The organism is Pseudomonas sp. Sample_22, assembly GCF_004307635.1.
Classification (GTDB): Bacteria; Pseudomonadota; Gammaproteobacteria; order Pseudomonadales; family Pseudomonadaceae; genus Aquipseudomonas.
Map to the genome: position 1 here is coordinate 22,496 of NZ_RCNY01000093.1, position 11,666 is coordinate 34,161.

Genomic DNA, 11,666 nt, shown 5'->3' on the forward strand with positions numbered 1-11,666 from the left:
CGGGTTCATCACGACTGAGACCCGCCTGTGATCGTTCCCATGCTCCGCGTGGGAATGCCTTTTCGGACGCTCCGCGTTCGGCTTCGCAGTGGACGCAGAGTGTCCCGGGCTGCATTCCCACGCAGAGTGTGGGAACGATCAGCCGGGTCATGAAAATCCAACTGCCCGATTTTCATTATTCGCGACACGACATATCCGTGAGCGACACTTCTTACCTCTTCACGAAAATTAATTTCACCTCGTTTGATAATCGCGCCTCGAAATGTTTTATGAGTTTCACAAATATTTCGACGTGACCCTCTCGAGGAGTAGCGCATGACCCTGTCCTTCGGCTATTGGCTGCTGGTGTATGCCGCCATCGCCATCATTGCTCTGATCGTTCTGATCGCCCGTTACCGGCTTAATCCGTTCATTGTCATCACCCTGATTTCCATCGGCCTCGCGCTGGTGGCAGGCATGCCGCCGTCGGGTGTGGTGGGGGCGTATGAGGCCGGCGTCGGCAAGACCCTGGGGCACATCGCGCTGGTGGTAGCGCTGGGTACGATGCTCGGCAAGATGATGGCCGAGTCCGGCGGCGCCGAGCAGGTGGCGCGGACCTTGATCGACCGTTTTGGCGAGAAGAACGCGCACTGGGCAATGGTTTGCATCGCGTTCCTGGTGGGATTGCCGCTGTTCTTCGAAGTCGGTTTTGTGTTGCTGGTGCCGATTGCATTCACCGTAGCGCGACGGGTCGGCGTGTCGATCCTGATGGTCGGCTTGCCGATGGTGGCCGGGCTCTCGGTGGTCCACGCGCTGGTGCCGCCGCACCCGGCGGCGATGCTGGCGGTGCAGGTGTATCAGGCGTCGGTGGGGCAGACCTTGCTCTACGCGATTGCGGTCGGCATTCCGACGGCGATCATCGCAGGTCCCCTGTACGCCAAATTCATTGTGCCGCGCATCCAGCTGCCGGCGGAGAACCCGCTGGAGCGCCAGTTCCTCGAACGCGAACCGCGCGACAGCCTGCCGGGTTTCGGCGTCACCATGGCGACCATTCTGTTGCCGGTGGTGTTGATGCTGATCGGCGGCTGGGCCAACCTGATTTCCACGCCGGGTACGGGTTTCAACCAGTTCCTGCTGTTCATCGGCAACTCGGTGATCGCGCTGTTGCTGGCAACTTTGTTGAGCTTCTGGACCCTCGGTCTGGCCCAAGGGTTCAACCGCGAATCGATCCTCAAGTTCACCAACGAATGTTTGGCGCCGACCGCCAGCATTACCCTGCTGGTGGGTGCCGGTGGCGGCCTGAACCGGATTCTGGTGGACGCCGGCGTCACCGACCAGATCGTCGGCCTGGCCCATGAATTCCATTTGTCACCGCTGTTGATGGGCTGGTTGTTCGCCGCACTGATGCGCATCGCCACAGGTTCTGCCACCGTGGCCATGACCACTGCCTCGGGCGTGGTGGCGCCGGTGGCTATCGGCCTGGGTTATCCGCATCCGGAGTTGCTGGTGCTGGCCACCGGCGCGGGTTCGGTGATTTTTTCCCACGTCAACGACGGTGGCTTCTGGTTGATCAAGGAATACTTCAACATGACCGTCACCCAGACCTTCAAGACCTGGACCGTGCTTGAGACATTGATCTCGCTCGTCGCTTTTGGTCTGACCGTTGGCCTTTCTTACCTGATTTAACCGGAGTCGCCCGTCATGGACATCCTCTACCAGATCCGCGCCCGTCAGGACTCCTTCAGTGCCGGCGAAGGTCGCATCGCCCGGCTGATGCTCGACGACGTAGGGTTCGCCGCGTCCGCCAGTCTCGATGAGCTGGCTCAGCGGGCGGAGGTGAGCACCGCCACCTTGTCGCGGTTTGCCCGCACGGTCGGCTGCAAGGACTTGCGTGACCTGCGCTTGCAACTGGCCCAGGCCAACGGCGTCGGCAGCCGGTTTCTCGACCCGGCGGGCACACCGGATCAGTCGGCGTTTTACGGACAGATCGTCGGTGATATCGAATCGACCTTGCGCCAGCACCTGGCAGCCTTTGACGAGTCGCGTTTTACCGATGCCGTCAAACTGCTGGGCAAGGCGCGGATGATTCACGCGTTCGGCATGGGCGGCTGCTCGACCTTGTGCAGCGATGAATTGCAAGTGCGCCTGGTGCGCCTCGGTTACCCGATTGCGGTGTGCCACGACGCGGTGATGATGCGGGTCACCGCGGCCAGCCTGAGCCCCGACCATGTGCTGATCGTTTGTTCGCTGACCGGGATCACGCCGGAGCTGGTCGAAACGGTAGAACTGGCACGCAACTACGGCGCACGCGTCCTGGCCATCACCCGCAGCGATTCGCCGTTGGCACAATTGGCGGACATCGTCCTGCCGCTGCAAAGCGCCGAAACTTCATTCATCTATAAGCCCACGGCGGCACGCTACGGCATGCTGCTGGCCATTGATGTGCTTGCCACCGAACTCGCACTGGCCAATCCTCAAGACAATCAAGAGCGTCTGCGGCGGATCAAACTCGCCCTGGACGATTACCGCGGCGGCAACGATCACCTGCCGCTGGGAGACTGACATGATGTACGACACGCTGATCCGCAATGCCCTGGTCATCGACGGCAGCAACAGCCCCGGTTACCCGGCTGACGTGGCGATCCTGAACGGGCGCATCGAGCGCATCGGCGACTTGCATGACGCCCGCGCCCGTGAAGAGATCGACGCGGCGGGCATGGTTTTGGCACCAGGTTTCATTGACGTGCATACCCACGATGACACGGTGGTGATCCGCCAACCGCAGATGTTGCCCAAGCTCAGCCAGGGCGTGACCACGGTGATCGTCGGCAACTGCGGGATCAGCGCCTCGCCGGTGAGTTTGCGCGCTGATCCACCGGACCCGATGAACCTGCTCGGCAGCGCGGCCGCGTTTGTCTATCCGACATTCAGCGACTACCGCGCGGCGGTCGAAGCGGCGAACACCACGTTGAACGTCGCGGCATTGGTCGGGCATACCGCGTTGCGCAGCAATCACCTTGATGACCTGTTTCGCACGGCAACGCCAAATGAAATTGCCGCGATGCGCGAGCAACTGCGCGAGAGCCTGCAAGCCGGTGCGTTGGGTTTGTCCACCGGCCTGGCCTACGCCAGCGCCTTCTCGGCTTCCACCGACGAAGTCATGCAATTGACCGAAGAGCTGACGGCGTTCGGTGCGGTCTACACCACCCATTTGCGCAGCGAGTTCGAACCGGTGCTGGAGGCCATGGACGAGGCATTCCAGATTGGCCGCCACGCGAAATCGCCGGTGATCATTTCCCACCTCAAATGTGCAGGCGCCGGCAACTGGGGCCGCAGTCCGCAACTGCTTGCATCACTCGAACAGGCCGCCAAAACCCATCCAGTGGGTTGCGATTGCTATCCCTATGCCGCGAGCTCTTCGACGCTGGATCTCAAGCAAGTTACCGATGCCCATCGCATCACCATTACCTGGTCGACGCCGCACCCGGAAATGGGCGGGCGTGACTTGATCGACATCGCCGCCGAGTGGAACCTGTCGTTGCACGAAGCTGCCCGGCAACTGCAACCGGCGGGTGCGGTGTATTACGGGATGGACGAGGCCGACGTGCGCAGAATTCTCGCCCATCCACTGTCGATGGTTGGCTCCGACGGCTTGCCGGAAGACCCGTTCCCGCACCCTCGGTTGTGGGGGGCGTTCCCGCGGGTGCTCGGACATTTCAGTCGCGACGTAGGCCTGTTCCCGCTGCACACCGCCGTGCACAAAATGACCGGGTTGTCGGCGGCGCGATTCGGCTTGAAGGCGCGCGGCGAGATTCGTCAGGGCCATTGGGCGGACCTGGTGCTGTTCGACGCCGCGACCATTCGCGATGTCGCCGACTTTAACGATCCTCAACGGGCGGCCGAAGGCATTGAAGGGGTGTGGATCAATGGAGTCCTGAGTTACCGGGACGGTCAAGCCAACGGGCGACGTGAAGGGCGGTTTCTGGCGCGGGAAGGTGACTTGCGCGACGGGTTTTAAAGACAATTCGAGCAGTGCGTCACAGTGATGGCACATTGAGATTAAAGAATGCCCTCAACAAGCCGAATTGCTGACGTACAGCCCGGCTACACTGTGGGCTATTTCTGTCTGGGAGCAACTCGATGAGCTTCGGCAAAACCACCCCGATCCTGCGGATCTTCGACGAAACAAAGGCAGTTGAATTCTACGTCGACTTCCTCGGATTCAAGATCGACTGGCAACACCGCTTTGAAGCCAACTTCCCGCTGTACCTGCAAGTCTCCCGCGGTGAATGCGTATTGCACCTGTCCGAACACCACGGCGACGCGACACCGGGCTCGGCCCTGCGCATCGAAACCGATGAACTGGAAACCTTCCAGCAACAACTGCTGGCCAAGGAATACACCTTCGCCCGCCCTCACATCCAGGCCATGCCCTGGGGCAGCCAGGACATGACCGTGACCGATCCGTTTGGCAATCGGTTGGTGTTTACCAATGCGATCAGTGTTTGAAAATGTTCAGTGACAGATAGATCCCCATCGCGAGCAAGCTCGCTCCCACAGGTTGCTCACTGAACCTGTGGGAGCGAGCTTGCTCGCGAATGGATCTTTGATTCAGCGCTGACCCGGCGTCAAACGCGGAAGTGGCTCACCATCGCCTGCAATTGAATGCCCAATCGTGCCAGTTCAACACTGGAGGCGGCGGTTTCATCGCTGGCCGCAGCGGTTTGTTCGGAGACGTCGCGCACGTTGATGATGCTGCGGCTGATCTCTTCGGCCACGGCGCTTTGCTGTTCGGCAGCGGCGGCAATCTGTTGGTTCATCGACTGGATGTTCGACACCGTGCGGGTGATGTTTTCCAGTGATGCGCCGGCCTTGCGCGTCAGCGCGACGCTGCTGTCAGTCAGAGTGCGGCTGTTGTTCATCACCGCAGCCACTTGCTGGGTGCCGTTCTGCAGGCCGGCCACCAGGCCTTCGATTTCTTCGGTGGATTTCTGCGTGCGCTGGGCCAGGCCACGGACTTCGTCGGCCACCACGGCAAAACCACGCCCGGCTTCACCGGCGCGGGCCGCTTCAATCGCGGCGTTGAGCGCCAGCAGGTTGGTCTGTTCGGCCACGGCCTTGATCACGTCCATGACGCTGCCGATCTTGTCGCTTTCCTGTTGCAGCACGCTCATGGCTTCGGTCGAGCGCAGCACTTCGTTGGCCAGTCGCTCGATCTGGGCAATGGCCTCGCCCACCACTTTGTCACCTTCGCGGGCTTCGCCATCGGCGGCCGCAGCCGCTTGTGAGGCTTGCTCGGCATTGCGCGCGACTTCCTGCACGGTGGCCGTCATCTCGTGCATTGCGGTGGCGACCTGATCTGTCTCGATTTTCTGACTGTTGACCCCGGCGCTGGTTTGCTCGGTGACGGCCGACAACTCTTCGGCGGCGCTGGCAATCTGGGTGACGCCGTCGCGGATGCCACTGATCAAATCGCGCAGGGTCACGCCCATGCGTGCGATGCCCTGTTGCAAAACCCCGAGTTCGTCGCGGCGGGTGACCTTGACGTCCTGGGACAGGTCGCCACTGGCAATGCGATCGACCACCGCCAGGGTGTCGCGCAGTGGGCCGGTGATCTGCCGGGTAATCAGCACCGCGGCAATGATGCCCACCAGCAATGCCAGTAGCGTGCTGACCAGCTGCAGGGTGCGGGCCTTGGCGCTTTCGGCATCACGACGGTCAAGCTGGATCTGATACAGCTGCTCGCTCAGGCTGACGATGGCTGCGCCCTGGTCGGTCATTTCCTTGCGCGCTTGCACGATATCGCTGTTCGCGGTTTTGTAGGCCTGCAAGGCGTTGCGGTAGTTGCCGAGTGCCGTTTCCAGTCGACGCAGTTCATCTGGTTGCGCGTCGGCGAAGTGTGCATTGAGGGACTTCACGCTGGCGATCGCGGAGTCGAGTTGGACGACCGCTTTTTGCTCGGTCTCGGCGTTGGAGGTGGCGGTGTAGCCACGCACTTCGTAGCGGGCCAGGAGGAAGGCTTCTTTGGCGGCGGTGATGGCCTGGAACTGTTCGAAGCGTTGCTCGCTCGACGGCATTTGTTGTACGCGGATGTTGATGTCGTTGATCAGCGTGCTGGCCGTTTCGGCATTCGTGGTCATGACGTCGCGCGCACTGTTGCCAGCGCGATAAGCGTCGCGCATTTTGTTCAGGGACGTCTTGTAGGCATCGATGACAGTACCTTGCTCCCTGAGCAGCTTGAGATTCTCCGGGCTCTTGAATTTGACCAGCAAAGCTTGCTGTTGAGCGGAAAACGCGTCGAGGGTGGTTTGCACATTTTGTGCGGTGGTTTCGTCACCGTTGGCCAGCATGTATTGCAGGCGCACCACGCGCAGCTTCGTCAGGCCGGCGTTGAGCTGGGTGATGTCGCTCATCCAGTTGCTGCGGTCAATCAGGCTGCCCAGGCTGGTCCAGCCGGTGAGGGCGAGCACGCAGGTCAAGGCCAGTACCAGGCCAAACCCCAGGCCCAGTTTCAGGTTCACGCTGATATTGCCGAACCAGCTATTCATCAAAATTCCTCCAGGAACGTAATGTTTCTCGATCGTCGGTTGGCTGGAAGATTGTTGTTTTTGGGGGCCAGCATGCGGTGTAGACGGACTGTATCGGCAGCCATCGCGAGAGCTGAAAGGATTTTGTCGGAGGGATCGTGTAACAAGGTTTTTTTCACATGCGTTTCACCGGCTGCCGACGCCAATCTATTTACCTTCGCCGCATTGAATCAAAGGTTGCATGCCAGCGAGGCGGCTTGATGTGGAATTGAGACTGAATCTGTTCGGAATAAACCGCTCGATCGATTTGAGCGGTTTTGCCCGTTATCGCAATGCCGCGGTGGTACTGGCCTCGGCGCTGTTGGTGATCCCCCTCACGGTGTTTCTGTTACGGCCGGCCGCCGTGCCGGACCTGGCTCACGGCAATGTCGCCGGTGCCCGGGCGATGCTGTCGGAGTGGGCCAGGGGTGACCTGATTGTGCTTGTACGCCATGTCGAACGCTGCGATCACTCCCGCGCCGCTTGCCTGATGGGTAACGATGGTATTACCGATCGTTCGCGCAGCGTTGCGCTGGCCGTCGGTGCGCGGTTCGCCCAGTTGGGGCTCGACAGCGCTGACATCTACAACAGCCCGGTACTGCGCACGGCGCAAACGGCCGGCTACATGTTCAACAAGGTCAGCAGCGGTGACGACTGGCTGGTCGACTGCAAGGGTTCCATGTTGCGCGATGCGCTGGCGCACAAAGTCGCGGGGCGCAATCTGATACTGGTGACGCACAGCGAATGCATGGTGCAACTGGAGAAAGACCTCAAACAGCCGAACGCCACCCCGGGTTACGGCGCCTCGCTGTTCATCACTGCGGCAGAACATCAAGCGCCACGCATGCTCGGCCTGATCGATGCTTCGGACTGGCGCTCGGTGACAATCCAATGAATTCACTCTCCCGTTATCGCTTTTATGCGGTCAACTTCGGTATCCCGCTGGCCTGTGCAGTTCTGGTGTTCCTGACGTTCGATCTGACCCGCATCGACATCGCCTTCAGCAATCTTTTCTTTGATCCGGTAACGCAAACATTCCCGTTGGACCATGTGCATCTGTTCGAAAAGATCACGCATAAATGGGCACGGATCATTCCGAACTGGACCGGCGAGATCGCCATCGTGGGCGCCTTGCTGTCGTTCCTCTGGCCGCGCCTGAAGGCGGAAAAACATCCGAAGATCATCGCGTTTCTGGAAAAAATAAAAGTCGCGGCAGTGCTGCGGTTTGCCAGCAAGCATCGACGGGATTTTCTCTACATAGTGTTCGCGTTTTCCATCAGCACCGGTTTGATCCACTACCTCAAGGGCCACACCAGTGTGTATTGCCCCATTGAAACCACCCAGTACGGCGGCAAGATCGAGCACAAGGAGTGGTACGAAAACTTCGATTTGCTGAAGGTCGCCGGTGACGGTCGCTGCTGGCCGGGCGGGCATGCTTCGGGGGGCTTCACCCTGCTGGCGTTGTACTTCGTGGCACGGCGTTATCGCTGGCGTTATTCCAAGGCAATCCTGTACGGCTCGCTGGCGCTGGGATTCGTCTACGGCACCACGCGGGTGCTGCAGGGCTGGCACTACATGTCCCACACGTTCTGGGCCGGGATAGTTGTGTGGCTCGCCTGCCTGCTGACGGCGCTGGCGTTTTATGGGCGGGCGCGACTGGAGATGCCGGTGCTGCAAAAGGTCGAAGAACCGAGAGTGGTGGCTGAGTCTCAGCCTGTTGGTTGAGACGGTTCGCACAGCTCCAATGTGGGAGCGACGTTGCTCCCACATTGGATTGATGCCGTTCGCAGCTTTTGTGCACGAACAATAATGCGGTGGCGCAGATTTATACCTGCGGATCAACGTTATCCAGCGCCCGGTTTACCGCCAGTTCCGCCAGCATGATGATCTGCGCGATGGCCAATGCGGTGTTGCGCTGAGTGCCGGTCAGGAAGGTGGCGAAATCATTGGTCATGACACTGGCTGAGGCCAATGACTCACAGGCGTGGACGAGGAGGTTTTCGGTGCTGATGTCCGGAAGGACTGTGAAGAAAGGGCTTGGGCTGTAGGGCTTTTCGGTTTCGAAGGGCGGATCGGGGACTAACTTATCCATGTGAAAACTCCTACTGGAATTGGAGCCATCACTCGCCGGATCTCAAGCGGCGAAGAGGTGGCAGCTATGTGCAGAGTGAGATCACCGGTAGTAGGCACCCGGCCAGACCGAAGTCTGCCCGCACACAGCCGCCATAACGTTTTTACTGGCAGCAGATTAGCTGGCGCCAATTATGGAGGTACTGACTCTAGATGCATACTTATTGCCGGGGATCTCACACCCGATCACTGATTTTTTCAGCGACAACAAAAGACTAGAGCGCCCACTTCCGACCGCCAACCTGAAAAACCTGTGGGATTTTTCAGCTCATTCTGAGCGTCTGTAGGACGCGTCACCCGAGGCGTGATCCTGCCATCGTCCCTCAATGTTCAGATACGCCTTGGCATAGCCTTCGCGTTCACATCCGTCGTTCAGAATTCGTAAAAAAGGAAGCGTCTTACATACAAACTATTTCGAAAGCCTCTTAATTCCCGTGTTTGGGGTTCGCCAGTAGCAGGAGCGCTACGGTTGGCGAACACCGGTTGTTCAGGACGCAGGAAGTTTGTTAATGGAACTGACAAAAATATTCTCGCCACAGAACCGGCGTCTCATCAGGTTCACATCCCCGGTGCCGGGCCAGCAAGAACTGCTGCTCGAAAGCTTTTCCGGTACTGAGAGTTTGTCGACGTTATTCAGTTTCGAGTTGTCGCTGCTCAGTCAGGATGCCCGCCTGGAACTCAAGTCATTGATCGGGCAACCCGCACTGCTCGACATTGAATTGGCGACTGGCGAGGCGCGCTACATTCACGGCTACATCAGTCGGTTCAGCCTGCAGAAAAGCGATGGTGGTTTGGCTTGTTATTCAGCCACCTTGAGCCCCTGGCTGTGGATGCTGTCCCGACGCGTCGACTCGCGGATCTTTCAAGAGCAGAGCATCGAAGACATTCTGCGCACGGTGTTCGCCCACTATGGCGTGCTGCCCAGGTTTGAGTTCCGTCTGGAGCAGCCGCTCAAGTCCCACAGCTACATCACCCAGTACCGCGAGAGCGATCTGGATTTCGTCTTGCGCCTGCTGGAACGTGAAGGGCTGTTCTTCTACTTCGCTCACACGAAGGAAGAACACTGCCTGATCATCACTGACCACTCCCGCAACCTTGAGCCGTTGATACAACAACCGCGGATCCGCTACCACAGCGCGGCGGTCACCGAGACCGCCGACTCGATCACCCGCTGGAGCAGCCAGCGGGTTTTGCAGTCCGGCCAGATGGCCATCCAGACCTTCGACTACCGGCAACCGCGCAATCCGCTGCCGGTCAGCATGCCCAGCCTCAACGTCCAGGGCGATGTGCCTGCCTATGAGATCTACGACTTTCCCGGTCATTACAGCCACGGTATGCCCGCAGAGGGCGAAGCGCTGGTGCGTCATCGACTCGAAGCCATGGAAGTGCAAGGCAAGACGTTTGAGGGCGCCAGCAACTGTCGCGCCCTGCTGCCGGGTTACACCTTCGAACTGACCCAGCACTTCGATCACGATGCTGATCCCGTGGATGATCGCCAGTTCCTCCTGATCAAGGTGGAGCACCAAGGCCGCAACAACTATCTGACGGATCAACCGGCGAACTACGACAACCGTTTCGTCTGCATCCGCCACAAGATTGCCTTTCGCCCACCGATCATTACCCCGCGACCGACGATTTCCGGGCCGCTCACTGCCATTGTCGTGGGTCCGGAAGGTGAGGAGGTTTTCACCGACGAGCTGGCGCGTGTGCAGGTTCGCTTTCATTGGCAGCGTCGACAGGATGCCGCACAAGGCACCACCTGGCTAAGGGTTGCCATGCCCAGTGGCGGCGCCGGCTTCGGCCACCAGTTTTTGCCGCGCATCGGTCAGGAAGTGCTGGTGACGTTCCTCGGCGGCGACATCGACCGGCCGCTGGTGACGTCGGTGCTCTACAACGCCGACCATTTTCCGCCGCACTTCAGTAACGCCACGGGGTTGCCGGGCAATCGAACCTTATCCGGGATCCAGACCCGGGAACACCAGGGCAAGGGCTTCAACGAATTGCTCTTCGACGATACACCCGGCGCGCTGCGCGCCCGACTGGGCACGACCCATCAGGCCACCGCGCTGAACCTGGGCAAGCTCGTCACCCCGCGCACCGACGGCAAGGCCCAGCCACGCGGCCAGGGCGCCGAACTGCGCAGCGATGCCGCGATTGCCCTGCGGGCGGCCCAAGGGCTGTTGTTGACCACCTACGCTCGCCACGATGCGCAGGGCTCACAACTGGACCGCGAAGAACTGCTCAAGCTGTTGGCCGAGTGCGGCGAACTGTTCCAGGCCCTCGGCCAGACCGCCGCTGCCCGTGGCAGCCCGAAGATCGACACCCAGGGCATCGAGGCGTTGCGCCAGTCGTTGAGTCAATGGCCGGCCCCCGACAGCAATAGTCCGGGCGAGCCGGTGGTCGCGATAGCGGCTGAAGCCGGCATTGCCAGTGCCACGCCGCGCTCGCAGGTGCACTACGCCGGTGAAAACCATGACACCACCGCCCAGGACCATTTGCAGCTGAGCAGCGGCGCGGCCATGCGCCTGCAAGCCGGCAAAGGCATCAGCGCCTTCGCCCAGGACGAGGGCATCAGCGCCATCGCCAATCGCGGCAAGGTGTTGGTGCAGGCCCAGGACGACGACATGGTGCTCAACGCGCAAAAGAACCTGCACCTGTCGGCGGCCGAAGGCGAAGTGCTCATCACCGCCCCCACCATCCGCCTGGTGGCCGATGACGGCAGCTACATCAGGATCGGTGGCGGCGTCGAGATCGGTACGCAGGGCAAGGCGATTGTGCATGCCGGCGAGCATGACTGGGTGGGGCCGAAAACCGACAGTGCTGCCATTCCAGTTTTCGGTCGGGACGGTGCGGACCAACGGCATCGACTGCACTACGAAGATGATCCAGGCGCCATCGTTCAAGGCCAACCCTACAAAATCGCCCTGGAGGACGGCAGCCTGGTGCAAGGCATCACAGGTGCCGAGGGTTTAACCGAGTTGCTCCAGCGAA

8 protein-coding genes and 1 pseudogene are annotated in these 11,666 nt (G+C 60.3%); 7 read left to right on the forward strand and 2 right to left on the reverse strand.

Annotation, left to right across the window (positions count from 1 at the left end; genetic code table 11):
* Nucleotides 1–315: 315 nt before the first annotated feature.
* The 4 genes from D8U73_RS26730 to D8U73_RS26745 all read left to right on the forward strand — a co-directional run bounded on the left by D8U73_RS26730 (nt 316) and on the right by D8U73_RS26745 (nt 4,488).
* Nucleotides 316–1,665, forward strand: coding sequence for a gluconate:H+ symporter (locus D8U73_RS26730; protein WP_130906212.1), 1,350 nt, complete (start codon nt 316–318; stop codon nt 1,663–1,665).
* A 15-nt stretch (nt 1,666–1,680) separates the two neighbouring features.
* Nucleotides 1,681–2,541, forward strand: a complete 861-nt coding sequence (locus D8U73_RS26735; RefSeq protein WP_130906213.1) for a MurR/RpiR family transcriptional regulator — start codon at nt 1,681–1,683, stop codon at nt 2,539–2,541.
* A 1-nt stretch (nt 2,542) separates the two neighbouring features.
* On the forward strand, nt 2,543–3,997 hold the full coding sequence (locus D8U73_RS26740; RefSeq protein ID WP_130906214.1) for a D-aminoacylase: 1,455 nt from the start codon (nt 2,543–2,545) through the stop codon (nt 3,995–3,997).
* 122 nt (nt 3,998–4,119) lie between these two features.
* Nucleotides 4,120–4,488, forward strand: coding sequence for a glyoxalase superfamily protein (locus tag D8U73_RS26745; protein ID WP_130906215.1), 369 nt, complete (start codon nt 4,120–4,122; stop codon nt 4,486–4,488).
* Between the two features lie 119 nt (nt 4,489–4,607).
* On the opposite strand, the gene D8U73_RS26750 is transcribed toward D8U73_RS26745, so the two are convergent.
* A complete protein-coding gene (locus D8U73_RS26750) occupies nt 4,608–6,527 on the reverse strand; it encodes a methyl-accepting chemotaxis protein (protein ID WP_130906216.1) in 1,920 nt (639 codons plus the stop codon).
* Nucleotides 6,528–6,768: 241 nt separating this feature from the next.
* Between D8U73_RS26750 and D8U73_RS26755 the strand changes: the two genes are divergently transcribed.
* Both D8U73_RS26755 and D8U73_RS26760 read left to right on the forward strand, forming a co-directional pair.
* A complete protein-coding gene (locus tag D8U73_RS26755) occupies nt 6,769–7,440 on the forward strand; it encodes a histidine phosphatase family protein (protein WP_056854926.1) in 672 nt (223 codons plus the stop codon).
* The gene (locus D8U73_RS26760) at nt 7,437–8,270 is read left to right on the forward strand and encodes a phosphatase PAP2 family protein (protein ID WP_130906217.1); all 834 of its coding nucleotides are present in this window, start codon (nt 7,437–7,439) and stop codon (nt 8,268–8,270) included. The genes D8U73_RS26755 and D8U73_RS26760 overlap by 4 nt, the downstream gene beginning before the upstream one ends.
* Before the next feature lie 100 nt (nt 8,271–8,370).
* Here D8U73_RS26760 and D8U73_RS26765 read toward each other — a convergent pair whose 3' ends face one another.
* A complete protein-coding gene (locus tag D8U73_RS26765) occupies nt 8,371–8,637 on the reverse strand; it encodes a DUF6124 family protein (protein WP_130906218.1) in 267 nt (88 codons plus the stop codon).
* A 541-nt stretch (nt 8,638–9,178) separates the two neighbouring features.
* Between D8U73_RS26765 and tssI the strand changes: the two are divergent.
* Nucleotides 9,179–11,665, forward strand: a pseudogene (tssI, locus tag D8U73_RS26770) (type VI secretion system tip protein TssI/VgrG); the annotation flags it as partial.
* Nucleotide 11,666: the final 1 nt, after the last annotated feature.

Coding starts and splice junctions, on each gene's coding strand:
- D8U73_RS26730 (WP_130906212.1), top strand. CDS start 316: ATGACCCTGTCCTTCGGCTATTGGCTGCTGGTGTATGCCGCCATCGCC.
- D8U73_RS26735 (WP_130906213.1), top strand. CDS start 1,681: ATGGACATCCTCTACCAGATCCGCGCCCGTCAGGACTCCTTCAGTGCC.
- D8U73_RS26740 (WP_130906214.1), top strand. CDS start 2,543: ATGATGTACGACACGCTGATCCGCAATGCCCTGGTCATCGACGGCAGC.
- D8U73_RS26745 (WP_130906215.1), top strand. CDS start 4,120: ATGAGCTTCGGCAAAACCACCCCGATCCTGCGGATCTTCGACGAAACA.
- D8U73_RS26750 (WP_130906216.1), bottom strand. CDS start 6,527: ATGAATAGCTGGTTCGGCAATATCAGCGTGAACCTGAAACTGGGCCTG.
- D8U73_RS26760 (WP_130906217.1), top strand. CDS start 7,437: ATGAATTCACTCTCCCGTTATCGCTTTTATGCGGTCAACTTCGGTATC.
- D8U73_RS26765 (WP_130906218.1), bottom strand. CDS start 8,637: ATGGATAAGTTAGTCCCCGATCCGCCCTTCGAAACCGAAAAGCCCTAC.